Origin of the sequence: Bacillus weihaiensis, assembly GCF_001889165.1 — a bacterium.
GTDB lineage: Bacteria > Bacillota > Bacilli > Bacillales > Bacillaceae > Metabacillus > Metabacillus weihaiensis.
Window position 1 is genome coordinate 1,780,660 of record NZ_CP016020.1, and the last position, 20,554, is coordinate 1,801,213.

17 protein-coding genes are annotated in these 20,554 nt (G+C 35.3%); 12 read left to right on the plus strand and 5 right to left on the minus strand.

Going from position 1 to position 20,554, the window contains the following annotated elements:
- Nucleotides 1–182: 182 nt before the first annotated feature.
- Nucleotides 183–2,522 carry an RNA polymerase recycling motor HelD gene (gene helD, locus A9C19_RS08635; protein ID WP_072579569.1) on the plus strand — a complete coding sequence of 780 codons (2,340 nt, stop codon included), beginning with the start codon at nt 183–185 and terminating at the stop codon, nt 2,520–2,522.
- 180 nt (nt 2,523–2,702) lie between these two features.
- On the plus strand, nt 2,703–2,981 hold the full coding sequence (locus A9C19_RS08640) for a hypothetical protein (RefSeq protein ID WP_072579570.1): 279 nt from the start codon (nt 2,703–2,705) through the stop codon (nt 2,979–2,981).
- A 55-nt stretch (nt 2,982–3,036) separates the two neighbouring features.
- Here the strand turns inward: A9C19_RS08640 and A9C19_RS21735 are convergent, their stop codons facing one another.
- Both A9C19_RS21735 and A9C19_RS08645 read right to left on the minus strand, forming a co-directional pair.
- Complete coding sequence (locus A9C19_RS21735; protein ID WP_158515074.1) at nt 3,037–3,204, minus strand: hypothetical protein; 168 nt, start codon at nt 3,202–3,204, stop codon at nt 3,037–3,039.
- A 70-nt stretch (nt 3,205–3,274) separates the two neighbouring features.
- On the minus strand, nt 3,275–4,048 hold the full coding sequence (locus A9C19_RS08645) for an NADPH-dependent oxidoreductase (protein WP_072579571.1): 774 nt from the start codon (nt 4,046–4,048) through the stop codon (nt 3,275–3,277).
- Between the two features lie 91 nt (nt 4,049–4,139).
- On the opposite strand from A9C19_RS08645, the gene A9C19_RS08650 reads away from it, so the two are divergent.
- Nucleotides 4,140–4,964: a glycerophosphodiester phosphodiesterase gene (locus A9C19_RS08650; protein ID WP_083584324.1), complete on the plus strand. Its 825-nt coding sequence runs from the start codon at nt 4,140–4,142 to the stop codon at nt 4,962–4,964.
- 5 nt (nt 4,965–4,969) lie between these two features.
- Here A9C19_RS08650 and A9C19_RS08655 read toward each other — a convergent pair whose 3' ends face one another.
- The gene (locus tag A9C19_RS08655; protein ID WP_099092753.1) at nt 4,970–5,149 is read right to left on the minus strand and encodes a hypothetical protein; all 180 of its coding nucleotides are present in this window, start codon (nt 5,147–5,149) and stop codon (nt 4,970–4,972) included.
- 210 nt (nt 5,150–5,359) lie between these two features.
- Here A9C19_RS08655 and A9C19_RS21740 point away from each other — a divergent pair, with 210 nt between their 5' ends.
- Nucleotides 5,360–5,524 (plus strand): UBA domain-containing protein, encoded by a 165-nt coding sequence (locus tag A9C19_RS21740; protein WP_158515075.1) that lies wholly within the window; start codon nt 5,360–5,362, stop codon nt 5,522–5,524.
- Between the two features lie 73 nt (nt 5,525–5,597).
- Here A9C19_RS21740 and A9C19_RS08660 read toward each other — a convergent pair whose 3' ends face one another.
- Nucleotides 5,598–6,608: a YeiH family protein gene (locus tag A9C19_RS08660; RefSeq protein WP_072579573.1), complete on the minus strand. Its 1,011-nt coding sequence runs from the start codon at nt 6,606–6,608 to the stop codon at nt 5,598–5,600.
- 153 nt (nt 6,609–6,761) lie between these two features.
- Here A9C19_RS08660 and A9C19_RS08665 point away from each other — a divergent pair, with 153 nt between their 5' ends.
- Nucleotides 6,762–7,646 carry a LysR family transcriptional regulator gene (locus tag A9C19_RS08665; protein ID WP_072579574.1) on the plus strand — a complete coding sequence of 295 codons (885 nt, stop codon included), beginning with the start codon at nt 6,762–6,764 and terminating at the stop codon, nt 7,644–7,646.
- A gap of 258 nt (nt 7,647–7,904) precedes the next feature.
- Here A9C19_RS08665 and gltC read toward each other — a convergent pair whose 3' ends face one another.
- Nucleotides 7,905–8,807, minus strand: a complete 903-nt coding sequence (gene gltC, locus A9C19_RS08670; RefSeq protein WP_072579575.1) for a glutamate biosynthesis transcriptional regulator GltC — start codon at nt 8,805–8,807, stop codon at nt 7,905–7,907.
- 136 nt (nt 8,808–8,943) lie between these two features.
- Here gltC and gltB point away from each other — a divergent pair, with 136 nt between their 5' ends.
- The 7 genes from gltB (at nt 8,944) to A9C19_RS08700 (ending at nt 20,212) form a co-directional block, all read left to right on the plus strand.
- Nucleotides 8,944–13,512: a glutamate synthase large subunit gene (gene gltB / locus A9C19_RS08675; RefSeq protein WP_072579576.1), complete on the plus strand. Its 4,569-nt coding sequence runs from the start codon at nt 8,944–8,946 to the stop codon at nt 13,510–13,512.
- A gap of 15 nt (nt 13,513–13,527) precedes the next feature.
- Nucleotides 13,528–15,012 (plus strand): glutamate synthase small subunit, encoded by a 1,485-nt coding sequence (gene gltD, locus A9C19_RS08680; RefSeq protein ID WP_072579577.1) that lies wholly within the window; start codon nt 13,528–13,530, stop codon nt 15,010–15,012.
- Between the two features lie 837 nt (nt 15,013–15,849).
- Complete coding sequence (locus tag A9C19_RS08685) at nt 15,850–17,487, plus strand: PAS domain-containing sensor histidine kinase (RefSeq protein ID WP_072579578.1); 1,638 nt, start codon at nt 15,850–15,852, stop codon at nt 17,485–17,487.
- 483 nt (nt 17,488–17,970) lie between these two features.
- Nucleotides 17,971–18,102 carry a hypothetical protein gene (locus A9C19_RS22430; RefSeq protein WP_267888748.1) on the plus strand — a complete coding sequence of 44 codons (132 nt, stop codon included), beginning with the start codon at nt 17,971–17,973 and terminating at the stop codon, nt 18,100–18,102.
- Between the two features lie 83 nt (nt 18,103–18,185).
- Nucleotides 18,186–18,578: a YuzC family spore coat inner layer protein gene (locus tag A9C19_RS08690; protein WP_083584325.1), complete on the plus strand. Its 393-nt coding sequence runs from the start codon at nt 18,186–18,188 to the stop codon at nt 18,576–18,578.
- Between the two features lie 172 nt (nt 18,579–18,750).
- Nucleotides 18,751–19,203, plus strand: coding sequence for an SRPBCC family protein (locus tag A9C19_RS08695; RefSeq protein WP_072579579.1), 453 nt, complete (start codon nt 18,751–18,753; stop codon nt 19,201–19,203).
- 385 nt (nt 19,204–19,588) lie between these two features.
- Nucleotides 19,589–20,212, plus strand: a complete 624-nt coding sequence (locus A9C19_RS08700; RefSeq protein WP_072579580.1) for a DsbA family oxidoreductase — start codon at nt 19,589–19,591, stop codon at nt 20,210–20,212.
- Nucleotides 20,213–20,554: the final 342 nt, after the last annotated feature.

Genomic DNA, 20,554 nt, shown 5'->3' on the forward strand with positions numbered 1-20,554 from the left:
GTAAAGTTTTAATGAAGTTCGGATAAATCTCATAAGATAAAGTAATGTGAAAAGATTGTTTGAAGTAATTACTTATGAGAAAGAGATAATTTTGTCTTAAATTCGAAAGGTAAAACGTTTGAGTGAAGGACGGATTTTTTATCAACAGCACTCTTTACTGATGGCAATAAGGAGGTTATTTTTTGGAGAATGAAAAAGAAATCGTTAGCGAGCAACAACGTGTGAATTTCACAGTAGAAAAAGTGAGAAGAGAATTAAGTAAAGTTGAGGGAAAAACCTCAGTAATAAAGGATGACATTATTACGGTTCGAAGGAATTTTTGGGAAGATGTTACCGTGAATTTAGATGATGCAGTTGAAGCAGGAGAAACAGCAACAAGCATAAGGCAGCAAGCGGACTTATTAGCTGAGAAGGAACATCGACATCGTCATATGCATCGTGATGTGAAAAAATTGAAAAAATTGAGTGAAGCGCCTTATTTTTCTAGGATTGATTTTCACGAAGATGGGGAAAGGAACAGTGAACAAATATACTTAGGTACTTCATCTTTCATAGATGAAGAGACAGGGGAATTTTTAGTTTATGATTGGAGGGCTCCTATATCAAGTCTATACTATGATTATTCTTTAGGAGTTGCTAAATTCGAAGCCCCCGCAGGTGATATTAAGGGAGAATTGCTACTTAAAAGACAATTTATTATAAGGAACAGTAAGATTCAATCCATGTTTGATACGGGAGAAACCATTGGTGATGAATTATTACAAGAGGTACTTGGATCTCATTCCGATTCTAAAATGAAAACAATTGTTGCTACTATACAGAGAGAACAAAATAAAATCATTAGAAATGAAAAGGGAAAGTTTCTTATCGTTCAAGGAGCCGCAGGAAGCGGTAAAACATCAGCAGCCTTACAGCGTATTGCCTATTTAATGTATAAATACCGAGATACATTAGAGGCAGAAGACATTTTATTATTTTCACCTAATAAGATGTTTAATGACTATATTAAAAATGTATTACCAGAGCTTGGGGAAGAAAATATGCAACAAACGACATTTCAACAATATGTAAAGCAGTCTCTCGAACCTATTTATCAAGTAGAAGACCTTTTTGACCAAATGGAAGAAATGCTTACTGAAAAAAATGAACTTGATACTCGAAATCGAAGAATCATGACTACATATAAAACATCAACTAAATATATGGAACTACTAGAAAGATATATTTCATCTCTACATAGAGAGGGAATGATCTTTAAAAATCTCGAATTTAGAGGAAATTTCGTCTTTACAGCGAAAGAAATTTCTATTTATTTTTACGATTTGGATTCTTCTATTCCTATACCAAATCGTTTGAAGCTAGTTGTTGAACGATTGTTACGAAAACTGAAAGATATAGAAAAGGCAGAAAGAGAAAAGGAATGGGTAGACGAAGAGATCCAATTTCTTAGTAAAGATGAATACCAGTTTTATTATGAAAAACTAACAAAACAAAAGGAATTTTCAGAGTCTACATTCGATGATTATGAAAGAGAGAGTAAACTTCTGAGTCGTTATATTGTGAAAAAACACCTAAGTAAAATAAGAAAACAAATAAAGAAGTTAGCATTTGTTGATATTCATGCTATATATTTACGCTTATTCCAACCTGATAAATACTCTCTGGAATCTCATTCTATATCAAAAGAGCAGTGGGATCTATTTTGTAGCGAAACGGTAAAAAAAATTAAGAACTATAAAATGCCTTATGAAGATGCTACGCCATATTTGTTTTTAAAAGAAAAGATAGAAGGGTTTAAAGTAAATACAAAGGTTCGGTATGTTTTTCTTGATGAGGCACAGGATTATTCAGTTTTTCAGCTTCATTATATAATGCATGTATTTCCTCGCGCAAGGTTCACCATTTTGGGTGATTTTAATCAAGCGATTTATACTCATCATACTTATTTAGATCCAAGTGCTAGATCGTCATTATTTGAAAAGGAGCAAACAGAGAACATAGAATTACTGAGAAGTTATAGATCGACTAAAGAAATCGTTGAATTTACTAGTGCCATGATTGAAGGTGGAGAGCGAATTATCCCGTTTAATCGTCAAGGGCATAAGCCAGTCGTGAAAAAGTGTAAGAGCCATAATCAGCTTGCAGCTGAGATAATTGAAGTCGTAAATTCTTTTACAAGCTACAAAAGCATTGCTGTTATATGCAAATCATCCGAAGAATGTCTTCAAGCATATGAACTTTTGAAACATAAAACACCTGTTCATTTAATGACGAAAGAAAGTAATGAATTTCAGGAGGGTCTTCTGATTATTCCTGCCTATTTGGCCAAGGGAATTGAGTTTGATGCAGTGATGATCTATAATGCTAACGAAGATAACTATGGAGATTTATCGTTAAGAAAGCTTTTTTACACGGCTTGCACACGAGCCATGCATGAACTATATCTTTTCTATATAAATAAGATGACCCCGTTTATGACAAGTATTCCGGAAGATTATTATCAAAAAGAGTGTAACGGGTAATATAATCAATCACCTAACTATTTAAAGAATATGAGACATCTGATAGAGAAGGGATTCCTACAGGAGTTTGGTGTCGTGGAATCCCTAAAAATATCTGTGATGTATGCCGTTAAGGGAATCTACATTCTTTTAATTATTCAACAACTTATTAAGTAAAGAAGGGAAAAGGGGGAATGAATAGTGAAAGTACTAGCTAATCTACCGTATATCACAATTAGTCGAACCATTCAGGATAATATACAACATCATATTGAAGAGGAGCATACTCTTATACTATCTCATCAGTATGTTTCTTCCTCCCTAGAATCTTTTTTTCTAGAAGAAGTGCTCGATATGTCTTATCGATTTTTTTCTGGTCAATTAGGAATTTTCTATTTGCATACAACAAAAGGGATGTTTTCCTATAAAGTCAAACAAAGTCCGGAGAACTTTATCCAAGCTTTTAAACAACTAAGGTAGAAAACATCCCTAATGAATAATCATTCTTTAACATTATATGAATCTGAACTTTTTATTAAAACTTTTTACATTCATTTAAATGAAGGGTGTCATCGTCTAATTCCCTTCTCTTCTGAGCTATAAATTGTTTGAAATCTTCCTTTGAAGTGTTCGAGGCGTTGGCTACTTTAAGTAGCTCTCTGATTTCTTGTAAGTTTGAAGTAGAAAGTTGTTTCCTTACCAAGGTGATCCCTCCTAACAAGACAGATTAGATACCTATACCCAATTCAAAGTATGGATAAACCTCCTTATTTCTAGATTTTATTTTCTGAATGCAAATCATCACAGCTGAAGCCTTGCTGTTTAAGCATTTTGGGTACATCTTGATATTGATTGTTATAGTGAGATTCTTTGTAAAATTCTGCTACTCTTTTTGTCCAAGTAGTATCTCGCTTACCATCAGATTGTTCAGTAAGATATTTTTTATAGGATTGGTTGTACTCTTTAATCATTGGTAATTGATTCTTCTGATATTCCTCCACATGTGCAAATGCTCCTCTAGGTAATCGAGGATTTAATCCAGGGTCTATTTGACCATATCCAATGCATAGTCCAACGATGGGTAATACATAGGTAGGGAGTTTTAATAAGTCGATTGCATCTAGGGGGTTCCTTCTAATTCCACCAATTGGAACTGTAGATAAGCCTAATGATTCTGAGGCAGCAATAGCGTTACTAAGTGCAATTCCTACATCAGTAGCTCCAACTATTAATGAATCGACATCATGAATGGACTCGAATGGAACACCTTCTATTTCACTTGCTAACTTTGCTCTATAAAAATCTGCACAGAAGACAAGAAAAGTAGGTGCTTCAATAATATGCTTTTGGTTGCCGCAAATTTTACTCAGTTTTAATTTTCGCGCTTCATCCTGAACGATAATGACGGTTACCTGCTGGCCATGAATCCACGACGGGGCAGCTTGAGCAGCGGCTATAATCGCATCGAGCTGATGATCTTGCAATTGCTCTTTACTATAATTTCGAAACGAGCGATGATTAGTTAATGTATGGATCACTTCATTCATAAAAAAACCTCCATATAAAATGTCATACCGTTATTTTACAGAAACCTTTTGATAATTTCAGAAAAAATGAATTCTAATATGAGGTGGAAAAATGCGTAGTAACTATTTAAGCCGAATTACTACTATGATACTACAGCTTAAAAAAATATTAACTAAGCGATTTTCTCATTTTCAAGATTATGTGATTATTGCACACCGTGGGGCATCAGGCTATACACCTGAAAATACATTTGCTGCTTTTGATAAAGCGATAGAGCTTGGAGCGGATTACCTTGAATTAGATGTTCAATTAGCGAAAGATGAAGAGGTTGTTGTCATTCATGATGCAAAAGTAGATAGGACGAGTAATGGAAAAGGGCATATACATCATTTCACTTTGAAAGAGCTACAGAAGCTAGAAGCAGGTTCTTGGTTTCATGAAGATTTTTATGGTGAAAGGATACCCACATTAACTCAGGTATTGCAGAGGTATGGTGGGAAAATTGGTATGTTGATTGAGGTGAAATACCCTTCCCTCTATCCCACAATAGCTGAAAAGCTAGCTAAGCTTTTAACCGAAGAAATGTATCACAATCAAACAATTATCGTCCAATCATTTGATTTTCAATTTTTAAAACAATTTCATCAACATGCTCCATCGATTCCACTAGGGTTATTAGTAAAATATTCTATAAAAGGGATAACAAATAATCAATTAAAAGAATGGTCTTCGCTTGTTAGTTACATTAATCCGAACAAAGCGTTAGTAACAAAAACATTAGTTAAAAAAATTCACTACAGAAATATGAAAACCTTCCCTTATACGGCTAGAGATAGAAAAGGAATGGAAAAGTTAATACACAACAGAGTTGATGGAATTATAACGGATTTTCCAGACCTCACAAAAAAAGACCCATCAATTGAGTCTTCTCCATAAAACAATTATAAATTTTCTTGCTGTTGTGCAATCTCTTTATGAGCAAGTAAAGCATTAGCTACTTCCATATTTTTATGTTCATCAACTGAATCACCATCTATATTCTTTAAGTTAGGGTAAGAGGAGTCAGTCTGTATGGTTAGTTCTTTTTTTCTTGGTGAGTTTGTTACATACTTTTCTCTCATTTTGTCACCTTCTTTATTTAGTAATGATTTCTTTATTGTTCCCATGTTGGTATTCAAGCTACTGGGAAATAAAGAGTAGGTGTAAACTACTCGGCTACGTTACATCCTCTACTATGTGATAGTTGGTAGGGAAATATTCAAGATGCAAGCCCTTGTTTGAATGAAAGAATAAATACAGTGCATACTTAATAATGAAAAGGAGGTAGGCTTATGGAAATAAATCATGCATTAGCTTATACGACAGTTGCGATGCATCACTTAGGTTATAGTAACCGTGAAATTGAAAAAGTAACAAATAAAATACTCGAGGAAGATCAGTCATACTCACTTGAAGAAGTAGAAGGTATGGCGGATAAGATCCTTTATGATAAGTAGCTAAAATGTTGTTTAAAGATTTCTAAACAAAGAGATGACATATACGTCTAAAAGAGAAAAGGGTGTAGAGAAATCATATATTTAACCAAACGATAAGCAAATACCCTAGAACTGATAAAAGCAAACTTCCAATAAAGCTAGAAATCAGGGCGTTTATCCCTGAGTGTTTAATAGATCGAATCTCTAGATTCAATCCTAAGCCTGACATTGCCATAGTTAGTAAAAGATAGGCTAGAAAAATTAAGACGGAAAGAAGACTACTTGGAATTGTTATAAAAGAATTAAGAAGGCTCATACATACAAAACCAACTATAAACCATGGGAAAGGTATAGATTCTTTATCGTTTTTTGAATCTTGCTTGAAAAATATACAAATAAGAAAGGCTATTGGTATAAGTAAAGCGACCCTTGTCAGTTTTACAATAGTAGCTGCTTCTACAGCAGAGGAGCTAATAGGAACTGCTGCTGCGACTGCATGTGCAACCTCATGTAAAGTACCTCCCGCAAACATTCCGTATTGAACTTCATTTAGGTGTAAGTTTGAGTAGAAACTTGTGTAAAAGATGGTGAAGATCGTACCGATTAAACATACAATCGAGACTGCAATTGAAGTGTCCTTTTCATTCGCTTTTATTTGAGATGAGATAGCCATAACAGCTGCTGCACCACATATAGCTGTCCCGCATGCAGTTAAAATAGCTAGTGTTTTTTTTACTTTTAACATTCGAGCTAATGTATAAACGACAAGTAAGGTGACTGATACATTAATAAAGGCAATAAGAAATACAGAAAACCCTCTAACATACAAGTCAACGACATTTAACTTTAGTCCTAACAAAATAATTCCAACTCTTAGTAGTTTCTTACTTGTAAATGTTATTCCTGGTAAACAAGAAAGTGGGACTCCTATGTAGGTTTTCCACAAGATTCCTAATATACATGCCATAATTAACGGTCCCATTATTGTAAGGTATGGAATATTTACCAATAAAGTTGCTAGGATGGCGAGTAAGAAACATAGGAGGCTTCCATTAAGCTGTAACGGGTATACCATTTTTTTTTGAATTTGTCGTAATGTTTCCATTAAGTACACTCCCTATTTCGTTAATAAAATTGTATATAATGATTTGACCTTCATACGAAATTCCTATTCTTACTTTATCTTTTCATTAACTATTAGTAAAATATAGATAAATGATGATTAGTATTAAAAATATTAATGGTAGGAGTGGGTGTGTTGTATTATGATGCATTAAAGACCTTTATAGCAGTAGTAGAGGAGCAAAATTTTACAAGAGCGGCAGAAAAGCTAAGTATTTCTCAGCCGAGTGTAAGCGTTCATGTGAAAAATCTAGAGATGGAATTTCAGACACAACTTTTTATAAGATCGCCTAAGACTTTGAAAATTACCCCTTCAGGAGAAATTCTATATGATCGTGCCAAACAGATGGTACAAATCTATGAAAATACAAAAAAAGATATATATGAGCAACAACATACCATAAAAGGAAATTTGAACATTGCGGCGAGTTTTACAATTGGTGAGTATATTATTCCACCTTTACTAGTCGATCTTTATAATGAATATCCTAATCTGAATTTTACAGTGACAATCGGCAATACAAATGAAGTAGTGAAATTAGTGCAATTATTTCACGCTGACATTGGCCTCATAGAAGGAAATACAGAGGAAAAAGATGTCATCGTGAAACCTTTCATGGAGGATGAATTAACCATTATCGCCCCACCCACTCATCCTCTAAAAGACAAGAAGAAGCTTCTAATTGATGATCTCCAAAATGAAACATGGATTAGTCGCGAACCTGGTTCTGGAACAAGAGAATATGTTGAACATGTTATTCGGACGAATGGATTACAGGTAAATGATCTTATTACCATAAGTAGTAATCAAGGTGTGAAAGAAACCGTTATAAATGGTCTTGGAATTTCTGCGTTATCAACTTGTGCAGTTAAAAGGGAACTTGAACAAGGGGATTTAATTGAAATAAAGCCTCTGCGGGAAAATTTAAGAAGAAAGTTTTCTTACGTGCTATCACCCATCAGTGATGAAAAAAAGCTGATATCAATCTTTCTCAAAGCGTTGGAGGTGAAATATATTTAATAGAAGAAACAGGTGATGTAAATCTGGTTGTAAGACATAATGGAAGTGCATTAACTCAGGGTGCTTGGTCAGCCCCGACAAGCATAAAATGATTTAGAATAGAAGGTGTTCTATTACCTAAAATTCCTAATCAGCTTATGTCCTGAGGGGGCTAGGCACTGGGGATGAATGTCAGTATGCATATTATAGGTACTGAGTAAAGAAAAAAGAGAGGATTTTCATGTAATTGAGCTTTTTACCTTACCCTAAGATGTTGTTTTATTGATATTGTTCTAACATAGAGAAAAACTCTTTTACGAATTGATAGAAAACCTTTTCCGACGGGGCAAGTTCACGTTTATTTGATACGATAATTCCAACTGTTCTTCTTACTAACGGAAGTTCAATTGGAATTTTTACTGTAAACCTAGGGATGGATTCATGAAAAGTACTTTCTGGTAATAAAGTTACACCCATACCAGCTGAAACTAAACCCTTAATTGCATCTAAATCTTCTCCTACAGAAGATATTGTAGGGGAAAAGCCAGCTTGCTTGCATGCATCAACGACAATATCCTGCAGAATATAGCCCTTAGGAAATAAAACGAATGAATCGTTGCGCAACTCATTTAGTAAGATGCTTCTTTTATTGGCTAAATGATGAGTAGAAGGGACTAATGCAGAGATACTTTCGGTAAACAAGATTGTTCCTTCAACATCAGGATTATTTAAAGGAACAGGCCCTAAAAAGGCTAAATCAATCTCTCGGTTAATAACGGATTCAATAAGAAATTTATATGAACCTTGCCTTAAGTGAAAAGCAATGTTAGGATGCTTTTCTTTAAATGCAGAGATTACTGTAGGAAGAAGGTGACTGGCCAAGCTTGTTGGAAAGCCTATCTTAATAGAACCTCTTTCTGGGTCAAGATATTCGTCAATCTGTTTTTTTGCATAATCAATGGCTTTCATTGCTGTCTTTGTGTGTGTTAGAAATACTTTCCCGATAGGTGTTAGTTTAACATTACGTCCCTCACGTTCGAATAATGTGACTCCAAGCTCATCCTCAAGGTTAGCTATTTGCCTGCTAATGGCTGACTGAGCAACATGCAAGTATTGTGCCGCTTCAGAAACGTGTTCTCGCTCAGCCACTTCCATAAAATAACGTAATTGTCTTAATTCCATGGGCTCCTCCAATCATATATATCAAAAATAGATTAATCTAATCTAAATTATATATTGTTTATATCAATTTGAAAATATATAATGTAATTATCTGAAAATTATCGGGTGTAAGATTATCTAACGGGGGGAGATATTCATGACTTACAATCAAATTCCTAAAGCACAAGGTCTCTACCGTCCTGAGTTTGAACATGACGCATGCGGTATCGGTTTATATGCACATATTAAAGGCCATGCTACACATGATATTGTAAAAAAAGGACTTAGTATGCTTTGTCAATTAGATCACAGAGGAGGGCAAGGGAGCGATCCTTTAACTGGTGATGGTGCTGGACTAATGGTTCAAATACCAGATGCTTTCTTTAAAAAGACTTGCACGGAAATGAGTTTACCAGCAAACGGACGTTATGGCGTTGGAATGATGTTTTTTTCAAATGACGATGCTGAACGCCATCAAATTGAAGAACAATTAAATAAATTCATAGAAGCAGAAGGTCAAATCTTGTTAGGCTGGAGAGATGTTCCAGTAAATGCTGAAGAAATTGGACCAGTTGCTAAATTAAGTTGTCCTGTTGTTCGACAAGTATTTATCGGTGCTAAGGACAATCAAATTGATCAACTTACATTTGAGCGTAAGCTTTACATTATTCGTAAACAAGCAGAAAATTGGGCAAGAGAAAAAGAACTACGATTCTATTTTACTAGCTTATCAAGTAGTACAATCGTTTATAAAGGACTATTAACACCTGAACAGGTAGATGCTTTCTATCTAGATTTACAGGATGAAGATTTTGTATCAGCTTTTTCTCTTGTTCATTCACGATTCAGTACAAATACATTCCCAAGTTGGGAAAGAGCACATCCTAACCGTTACTTAATTCATAACGGAGAGATTAACACATTACGTGGTAACATGAATTGGATGAAAGCGAGAGAGCAACAATTCGTATCAGAAGCGTTTGGAGATGACTTAAAGAAGATCCTTCCTATCCTTGACGCTGATGGAAGTGATTCTTCGATCCTTGATAACGCATTTGAATTTTTCGTATTGGCAGGACGTAAACCAGCCCATGCTGCAATGATGATGATTCCTGAACCATGGACTGAAAACCCACATATGAGTCCTGAGAAAAGAGCATTCTACGAATACCATAGTTGTCTAATGGAGCCGTGGGATGGACCGACTGCAATTTCATTTACGAACGGGAAACAAATTGGAGCAATCTTAGATCGAAACGGTCTCCGCCCAGCACGATATTATGTGACAAAAGATGATTACATTATTTTCTCATCTGAAGTCGGCGTAATTGAAGTAGAGGAAAGCGATGTCTTATATAAAGACCGTTTAAGTCCAGGAAAGATGTTATTAATCGATCTTGAAGAAGGCAGAATCATTTCGGATAAAGAAATAAAAGATGAGATGGCAAACGAAAAACCATATCAAGAATGGTTAAAAGAACAGCTTGTGAAGCTAGAGGATCAATCAGAGCTCTTGCAGGAAGAGGTTGTGTCTGACATAAATGAACGACAAGTAGCATTTGGATATACGTATGAAGATATTCAGAAATACTTACTTCCTGTGATTACAGAAGGAAAAGACCCGTTAGGCTCAATGGGGAACGATACTCCATTAGCGGTTTTATCAGAACGACCACAATCTTTATTTAATTATTTTAAACAACTATTTGCACAAGTCACAAATCCTCCAATTGATGCTATTAGGGAACAAATTGTGACATCATCCATGACTTTACTCGGAACGGAAGGGAATATTCTTCACCCTAGTAAAGAAAATGCAAAAAGAATTCAATTAGATTCACCGGTTCTTACAAATGATCAATTAGCACAATTAAGACTAAATCTTCACCCAGGTTTCCAGGCAACAACTTTACACACATTATTTACAGAAGATTTAGATTATTCAATTAAAAACTTATGTGCTGAAGCAGATAAAGCGATTGAAGATGGGGTCAATATCCTGATTCTTTCTGATCGCATGATGAATAAGGAAAATGCTGCAATTCCTGCTTTGTTGGCAGTTGGAGCACTTCATCAGCATTTAGTACGTCAAGGTACTCGTACAAAGGCTAGTCTAGTTATTGAATCTGGTGAAGCTAGAGAAGTTCATCATTTTGCTGCACTTATTGGGTATGGAGTAGATGCAATTAATCCATATTTAGCATTTGCTACGTATAAAGAAGCAGTAGCAGATGGCAGCTTGGATTTTGAATATCAAGAGGTAATTGAAAAGTATTGTAAAGCCGTTACTGAAGGTGTTATTAAAGTAATGTCTAAAATGGGTATTTCTACAGTGCAAAGTTACCGAGGAGCTCAAATTTTTGAAGCAGTTGGTATTAGTGCTGAGGTTGTAGACAGATTCTTTACCGGCACAGCTTCACAGCTTGGTGGAATTGACTTAGACACAATTGCACAAGAGGCTTTAATACGTCATCAAGGCGCTTATGCTGAGAAAATTGATAAGGCTCTTGATTCAGGTAGTGACTTCCAATGGAGAAAGAATGGAGAACACCATGCTTTTAATCCAACAACCATTCATACACTTCAATGGGCTTGTCGTAAAAACGATTATGGTTTATTCAAAAAATATTCAGATGCAGCGAATGAAGAGCGCATTGGTTTCTTAAGAAATCTATTTTCTTTCAAATCATCAAGAGCATCTATCTCGATTGATGAAGTGGAATCTGTGGAGTCAATTGTGAAACGCTTTAAGACGGGGGCTATGTCTTTTGGCTCACTAAGTAAAGAAGCGCATGAAACATTAGCAATTGCAATGAATCGTTTAGGTGGTAAAAGTAATAGCGGTGAAGGTGGAGAAGATCCAAACCGTTTTGCACCTGATGCAAACGGAGACCTTCGCAGAAGTGCTGTTAAGCAAATTGCATCTGGCCGTTTTGGAGTGAAAAGTCATTACTTAGTTAATGCTGATGAGCTACAAATTAAAATGGCACAAGGTGCTAAGCCTGGGGAAGGTGGACAATTACCAGGGAATAAGGTATATCCATGGGTTGCGGATGTAAGGGGATCTACACCTGGTGTTGGATTAATTTCACCACCTCCACATCATGATATTTATTCGATTGAAGATTTAGCACAGTTAATTCATGATTTAAAAAATTCAAATCGTGACGCGAGAATTAGTGTGAAATTAGTTGCAAAAGCAGGAGTTGGAACAATAGCTGCTGGTGTTGCCAAAGGTGCTGCAGACGTTATTGTGATCAGCGGTTATGACGGGGGTACTGGTGCATCACCTAAAACAAGTATTAAACATACTGGCCTTCCATGGGAGTTGGGTCTAGCTGAAGCACATCAAACATTGATGTTAAATGGTCTTCGTGACCGTGTGGTTTTAGAAACAGATGGGAAATTAATGACAGGTCGAGATGTAGCAATGGCTGCTATTTTAGGGGCAGAGGAATATGGCTTTGCTACAGCACCACTAGTTGTTATGGGTTGTATCATGATGCGTGTATGTCATTTAGATACTTGTCCTGTTGGTGTTGCCACTCAAAACCCTGATCTCCGTGATAAATTTACTGGTGATCCAGATCATATCGTTAATTATATGCGCTTTGTTGCTCAAGAAGTTCGTGAGATTATGGCTGAACTTGGATTTAGAACAATGGAAGAGATGGTAGGAAGCACGGATGTATTAGAGGTGAGTGATCGTGCTAAAGCTCATTGGAAAGCTAAGCACCTTGATTTATCCACACTACTCTATCAACCAGAAGGTGCTCGTACGGCTACACTTAAACAAAATCATAAAATAGAGCAATCTCTTGATATGGTTGAAATTTTACCAGCTGTTAAAGAGGCAATTGAATCAGCTACGCCAATAGATGCATCATTTAGTATTAAGAATATTAACCGTGTTACAGGAACAATTGTAGGTAGTGAAATTTCAAAAAGATATGGTGAAGAGGGCTTACCTGAAGACACGGTCACGTTACGTTTTAATGGTTCTGCCGGGCAGAGCTTTGGTGCATTCGTACCTAAAGGGGTTACAATGCATTTAACTGGAGATGCAAATGACTACTTAGGTAAAGGTTTATCAGGTGGGAAGATTATTGTGAAACCATCACTAGATTCGAATATTGTTGCTTCAGATAATGTCATTATTGGAAATGTACCTTTCTATGGGGCAACAAGTGGTGAAGCGTATATCAATGGTCGAGCAGGCGAGAGATTTGCAGTACGTAATAGTGGTGTCAATGTTGTCGTTGAAGGTGTAGGAGACCATGGCTGTGAATATATGACTGGTGGTAAAGTCGTAATTCTTGGTGAAGTTGGTAAAAACTTTGGTGCAGGGATGTCAGGTGGTATTGCGTACGTATTAGCCGATGATTCTGAGGAGTTTAAAACGATTTGCAACGATGAAATGATTGAATTTGAGCAATTAGCAAGTGTTGACGAAATCCTTTTCTTAAAAGAGATGATTCAAAATCACATAGATTATACAGGAAGTGCAAAAGGACGTTTTGTATTGGATAACTGGAACGAAACTCTTACTAAATTTGTTAAAGTGATTCCTAAAGACTACAAACGTATGATGAATAGAATCTCTGAACAGATGGAAGCTGGTTTATCAAACGAAGAAGCAATTATGAGTGCATTTGAAGCGAATGCAAAGTCTGAGAAAAAGGGACCAATGAACAAAACAAATCGTTCCAAAGCGGTATTACAGTAGAAAGGGGAGAGGAAGATGGGGAAAGCAACAGGATTTTTGGAATTTAAACGAGAAGAGGCGGCTGAACGCGAGCCTCTCACTCGTTTAAATGACTGGAAAGAGTATTCAGCTCCTTTCTCTGAAGAAAAATTGAGCAGACAAGGAGCACGCTGCATGGATTGTGGCACTCCTTTCTGTCATATTGGAACTGAAATTAATGGTTTCACTTCAGGGTGTCCGATTCATAATTTAATTCCTGAGTGGAATGATCTTGTCTATAGAGGAAGATGGAAAGAAGCGTTAGAACGCTTAATGAAAACAAATAACTTCCCTGAATTTACGGGAAGAGTTTGTCCAGCACCATGTGAAGGTTCATGTAACGTAGCAATTTCAGACCCAGCAGTAACCATTAAAAACATTGAAAAAGCGATTATTGACAAAGGCTTTGAAAATGGCTGGATTACACCGCGTATTCCAAAAAAACGCACGGGTAAAATGGTTGCAGTTATTGGTTCTGGCCCTGCAGGATTAGCAGCAGCTGATCAATTGAATCAAGCTGGTCATTCTGTCACTGTATACGAACGTGCAGATCGTCCAGGTGGTTTGTTAACATACGGGATCCCAAATATGAAGCTAGATAAAGGTATTGTTGAACGTAGAGTGAACCTTTTAACACAAGAGGGTATTACGTTCATCACAAATACAGAAGTTGGCAAGGACATAAGTGCAAATGAACTTCGTGAAAAATATGATTCTGTGATCCTATGTGTAGGTGCTCAAAAGCAACGTGATCTTGTAATTGAAGGTCGTGAGGCAAACGGTGTACATTTTGCAATGGATTATTTAACAGATGTTACAAAAAGCTATTTAAATACTAATTTTGAAGATAAGAATTTTATCAATGCAGAAGGTAAAGATGTTATCGTTATTGGTGGAGGAGATACAGGAGCAGACTGTGTTGCGACAGCATTACGTCAAAACTGTAATAGTGTCGTACAATTTGGTAAACATCCTAGATTACCAATGTCTCGAAAAGTTGAAAATATGTGGCCTGAAGCACCTCATGTATTTACAATGGAATATGCTTATGAAGAAGCTGAAGCTAAATTCGGTGAAGATCCACGTCAATATTGTATTCAAACGAAAAAGTTAGTAGCTGATGAAACTGGTCAATTGAAAGAACTGCATACCATTCAAATGGAAAAACTACAAGATGAAAATGGACTTTATTACTTTGAAGAAGTACCAGGTACTGAAAAAGTATGGCCAGCTCAATTAGTTTTTATTGCGATTGGATTTGAAGGCTCTGAGCAGCCAGTGTTAAAACAATTTAATGTAGAAACAACGGCTCGAAATGTTGTAGCTGCAAAGTATGGTGATTTCCGCACAAATATTGATGGTGTCTATGCTGCAGGGGATGCACGTCGCGGTCAAAGTTTAATTGTTTGGGCAATTAACGAAGGGCGAGAAGTAGCTAAACAAGTAGACACTCATCTTATGGGAAGCACAGTGTTAACATAATTATCTTTTTGTAAGTAGAGAATAGGCAAACAAATTAATACCAAATGTGCCTACGTAGCTAGATGAAAAAGTGTTTAGAAAGAAACAAAAAAACCTAGAGCAGTTTCTAGGTTTTTTTGTTTTTCCAATTTTTCTAATTGTTGAAGCATCTAACATGTGGAAACTCTAGTAGGATACGACCAGGAGAGCTTGGATTGGCAACAGAAAGTGAAAGCTTTTATACAACATGAACAACCGTGTTTCACAGATCTTTTTTTAAAATACTTGTTTCATTAAGAACAAATACTATAATATAGTAGTTAAAGAAAAAGTATGTTATATACTAACTAGTCTCTATTTACTACATCTAACCTCCTAGAATTGTTGCGTAATCGTTCTTATATTAAACATAAACCTATATCTCTCAATACTGTTATAGCTTTATGATGAATAGTAAGTATGTTTATTGTTGTTGTCAGAATGTTTGAAGAATGTCCTAGAGATTGACCTTTGGCAAAAGATAAAATAGTGATAGGAATAAATAATCTTAGTTCTTATATGGAAGAATTGTAAGTGAAAACATTTATACAAGTTAGTAGAAGGATAGAGCTTTACCTCTATGGCTTTATTAAACGTTGTTATTGATTTCCATAGCCTTTCGATTACGCCAGCAATCCCTCCTTATGGTGGTCCCGAGAGCTTCTTTGTAAGCTGCACGCGCCTCCGTCGTTTCCCTTTGGACATGATTTTTTCGGCAGTGGTCTCATGCTTCCACTCCAACCACAAAGAACAATAACCATTAGTAAACATTTAAACAGCCAATATAATAAATTGAATTTTGTATGTGAAGGTGGAAAAATGAAAAATAGGGCCAAACTCCTTTTACTTTATATTATATTTAGTACAATTTGGATATTAGTAACAGACAATATCGTCGTATTTTCGAATATCCCAAAACAAATTGTTGTCGTTTTTCAGAATGTGAAAGGAATCATCTTTGTTTTACTAACGAGTGTGTTTATTTATTATCTAGTATTAAAGAAAGAAGCGTATGAGAAAGAAAAGGCTGAAAACAATAAATTGCATGTATTAATTAATTCAATGGTTGATTTTGTTAACTTTAAAGATGGTGAGGGAAGATGGACGGAAGCAAATGACTTTGCAATTAAGCTTTTTCAACTAGAACATATTAATTTTAAAGGGAAAAAAGATAGTGAGCTTGCACAGTATTCAGATTTCCATGCTGAATCTCTACAATATTGTGAAACCTCAGATGAGCAAGCATGGCAAATAGGCAGACCAAGTCGTTGTATTGAAGAAATTCCAATGCCATCTGGAGGGTTTAAAACGTTTGATACAATTAAAATCCCTAGTTTTTATAGTAATGGAGAACGAAAAGAATTAGTCGTGATGGGAAGAGATATAACGGAACAAGTTCAAGCGGAAAAGAAATTAGCAGAAAGTGAACAAAAATATAAATCCTTATTTGAATTTAATCCTGAACTAGTATTTATGATTGACTTAGAAGGCAGGCTGACAAATGCTAATGATCATATTTATCGCTACACTGGCTACCGATTTAATGAGCTAAAACTGAAAACGGTCCTACCAATCATCTCTAAGAAAGATCGGAAAAAGGTTTTGAAAGCCTTCCATCGAATCTTCCGTGCTAATCAACCTTATATTAATGAAGAGATTGAGATTATAACTAAGGAAGGAACGACAAAAATCGTTAGGTGTACATCTGTTCCTATGACAATTGATGATGAAATAGTTGGGGTTATCGGATATGCAGTGGATATTACGAAGGAAATTGAAACGGAGCAACTTTTACGAAAAACAGAAAAGTTGTCTGTTGTTGGAGAACTTGCTGCTAGTGTAGCACATGAGATTCGAAATCCACTAACATCTATAAAAGGATTCTTACAAATGTTAAAAACATCTTCAAAAGAGAATGAATTTTATTATAATATTATGTTAGAAGAGTTGGAAAGAATAAATATTATTGCTAGTGAACTATTGGTTTTGGCAAAGCCTCAAAAAATTCAATTTACTAGGAAGGATTTAAATCAACTCCTATTAGATGTTCAATCTTTAATAGAATCTGAAGCAAATTTGTATGGTGTATCACTTGAAGTTGTTGGTAATGACAAAATTCCTGAAATTCAATGTGAACCGAATCAATTAAAACAATTATTCATCAATCTGATCAAAAATTCGATCGAGGCAGAAGCAAACCATGTGAAAATCTTCATTCGTATGCTTGATAAAACGACGATTCAGATTTCTTTACAAGACGATGGGTTTGGAATTGAAGAAGAACGCTTAAAACATTTAGGTGAACCGTTTTACTCTATGAAAGAAAAAGGAACAGGTCTTGGTCTTACAGTAAGCTACAGAATTGTTCACTTCCATAGAGGTGAGATTACCTTTAATAGTAAAGTAAATGAAGGAACTACGGTAGAAATTACGTTACCTATCGAAAATACTATGTAAATCTTATTAAGGAAGATCTTGTCTTAATCGACAAGGTCTTTTTTATAACCTCTGTTACATGGAATGATTGATAGATACTCATTTACTTTCTGCATAAGGTCGGAAAGCTTTCCCTGATGAAACTACATTCTGGGGAAACGCTTCTTTCCTGTCAAGCTCTTGAGTCATAGAATAACCGTGGTACCCTGTGCTTTTGTTCTAAGGCCCGTTTCTTTACCTTTATTGCTAAGCTAATAAAGGTGAATGTTAAAAAGCGTCACGTTACCCTGTAAGTACTTAGAAAGGGAGATTGATAAGCGATAAAGTCAAAATGTAAACCTGTATCGTGAATTTTCTTCGGACAATTAGACTGGATTAATTAGGAATTTGTTAAAGAAATATGCACAAATTTTATAATATTTGGTAAAATAAAAGAAAGTTTCCTTTACGAAAAACTTTTAGATACCAAAAAGATTAGATTTGGAAAAGTTAGGAGGGGATCGTGTGGAAAAGGTGCGTTTAATGGGGAAATATGATAAAAAATACGCTTGGTTAAGAGTGAAAAGGTTCCTTCATTCAATTGTCCCGATTGCTTTTGCCTTTATCCTGTTACTACTTATCCATCTATATATTTAAGGAATATAATGTAAATCAAGCACTTTTGTGTAGTAAACTCGTATATTGATGATGAGTTTAGTATGAAGAAGGGGCTGATCTTAATGAACCGTTGTTATCCTCTACATCCTTGTGGGAATCCATCAATCTTATATCCAACATATCACTATTTTGTCCACCCATATACTTATCCAGTTCGCGTTTTACCAGATGTAGATAGTACTTTATTTGAAAAATCAGCGACAAAGATGAATTTATTAATGAAAGATGCAAGTCTTATCTTAAATAAGTTATCTTCATCAAAGGATTTTGCAAACAAAATTATGTATGAAGCTCAGCAATCAAACACACAAGAGGTGCAAAGGTTACTAAAGTCTACAGGCATTCAATCAAATGTAGATGTAAAGTACAATCCTGATGGGATTACGTTGAAATTTTCTTCAATGATCGGAACGACAGAATGCTGTCACTTAACAGTCGCTTTAAGATGGCTATAATACCAATACTCTCCTCGTTGTTCAAAAACGTTATTCTTACTTTTAGGCAACTATCTTAATTCTTGTTTCGATTATCTGGAAACGGGATTTTTCCGAGTTTTAATAAGTGAGGTACAGCATATTTTTGATATGTGCCGAATATTTATTAAGAATTGGAAAGGGGAGAAATGAGATGCCAAGTGATTTATATCAAGTAGAAGTAAAGCTGCCGATACACGAGGTTTGGAATTTTGTCCGTGTCATTGACAACTGGGCCCCGCTTGTTCCTGGCTATATAAATCATGAGACCCTTAACGATCATGAATCCATTTGGCGATTCAAAACTGATATGGGGTTTATTAAGAAAAAAGTCGAGTTGAAGGTTATCATCACCAACTGGGATGAACCTTCTAAAGTAACATTCGAACTAGAGGGAATAAGTGAGAAGATTTCTGGAGATGGTTATTTCTTGGGAGAGGTTGTAGATTCTAAGACGACACTGATGAATGGCTATTTGAATCTTTCATCTGAAAGTAAATTGTCTAAGATGATTAATGCCAAATTAAAAAAGAATGTTTCTGAAATGACAGAAGAATTAACAAAAGCAGTTGCGGAGAATTTAGTACAGCTAACCAATACTAGATAGTATAATAGGATGCTAAACAACACTATCTATATCGTTTATTTGCGGGTAGTGAGAGCTTCCTCGACACGTTCATTCGTGAAGTCTTCCTTCCCGCACAAATCTTTTTCTAATTCCTTATTACTACCACGTGAATAGTTTACCCTCGATTTAAAGAAAAGCAGTGATACTTAGTTTAGTACATGCTTATCCACAAAACTTCTTCTATTGAGCTTCAGCCCGTCAACTTACGCATTTTATTTGAATTTTACAAAATGTATAGACAGTTCAGACAAGTTAAAAGGGATAATTCCTCTAAAGAGAGAAAAAGTAAGGGCAAAACAAATCTTTTCTATTTGTCTAAGAATCGAGATATAATAAGAGAACTAAAAATGTGGAGATGATTTTTTTGTCATTAAAAATTAAGCTATATTACGATTATGTTTGTCCGTTCAGCTTTTTAGCTGGAAGAGCAATAGATCACGCAATGAAAGATAAAGAAATTGAACTAGACTGGATGCCATATGAAGTAGGAGCTGAATCTCTACGATTAACATATGAATCATGGGAAAAGACTGTTCATCCTTTAGCGAGTGAAAGGGGGATTATTATAAAACGACCGACTATTCATCCTCAACCGACAACACATTTAGCCTTTGAAGGTTATTACTTTGCGAAAGAAAATAAAAAAGCGAATGAATATAATTTCAAAGTATTTCAGGCATTTTTTCAAGAGGATAAGAATATTAGCGATATAGACGTACTAGCTAATATTGTGGATGACATTGGATTGGATCCACATTCATTTAAGAAAGCGGTTGAAACGAGAAAATACCAACACATTCATAGTCAGGCATTAGAAGAAACACGTAAAGAAAGAATCCAAGTAGCCCCAACAATAGAAGTAGGGAGTACTCGCTTAGAAGACTTTCATTCAATAGAAGAAATAGAAAAGCTAATAACTCAAGACCATGTAAAGCCTAAACTTCAGATTTTAAGTAAGGGAATGTCCTGTGGTATGGATGGTTGTTAAAGGTATTTTTAAATAAAATATAAACAAAAAAGCAGCCAATGTTCTTAAAGCTGCTTTTTTGTATGTCTATGAGTATGTGTTATTGTGCTGTTTATGGCAAAAAAAGTGTCTATGATTGACTTCTAATCATAATAGAATTTGGTTAATTATCGCTCCAGTTTTTATTATATTAGTATTCATATTGAAAAAATATGAAAGTGAGTGACCTGTTGAATATAACTTCAAGTGTTAAGAGCTTTAAATTTTCAAACATTGAACCTTGTATATTGAGTTTTTATATCACCCTTTTTTCTGACAAAGTTTTCAATTTTTTAACGAATTTTCTACCTTCCTTCGTCCTAT

Bases quoted from the DNA above. Each gene is read 5' to 3' on its own strand.
- gltD (WP_072579577.1), top strand. From the start codon at position 13,528: ATGGGGAAAGCAACAGGATTTTTGGAATTTAAACGAGAAGAGGCGGCT.
- A9C19_RS21740 (WP_158515075.1), top strand. From the start codon at position 5,360: ATGGAAATAAATCATGCATTAGCTTATACGACAGTTGCGATGCATCAC.
- A9C19_RS08685 (WP_072579578.1), top strand. From the start codon at position 15,850: ATGAAAAATAGGGCCAAACTCCTTTTACTTTATATTATATTTAGTACA.
- gltB (WP_072579576.1), top strand. From the start codon at position 8,944: ATGACTTACAATCAAATTCCTAAAGCACAAGGTCTCTACCGTCCTGAG.
- A9C19_RS08660 (WP_072579573.1), bottom strand. From the start codon at position 6,608: ATGGAAACATTACGACAAATTCAAAAAAAAATGGTATACCCGTTACAG.
- A9C19_RS08690 (WP_083584325.1), top strand. From the start codon at position 18,186: ATGAACCGTTGTTATCCTCTACATCCTTGTGGGAATCCATCAATCTTA.
- gltC (WP_072579575.1), bottom strand. From the start codon at position 8,807: ATGGAATTAAGACAATTACGTTATTTTATGGAAGTGGCTGAGCGAGAA.
- A9C19_RS08695 (WP_072579579.1), top strand. From the start codon at position 18,751: ATGCCAAGTGATTTATATCAAGTAGAAGTAAAGCTGCCGATACACGAG.
- A9C19_RS08650 (WP_083584324.1), top strand. From the start codon at position 4,140: ATGCGTAGTAACTATTTAAGCCGAATTACTACTATGATACTACAGCTT.
- A9C19_RS08645 (WP_072579571.1), bottom strand. From the start codon at position 4,048: ATGAATGAAGTGATCCATACATTAACTAATCATCGCTCGTTTCGAAAT.
- A9C19_RS08655 (WP_099092753.1), bottom strand. From the start codon at position 5,149: ATGAGAGAAAAGTATGTAACAAACTCACCAAGAAAAAAAGAACTAACC.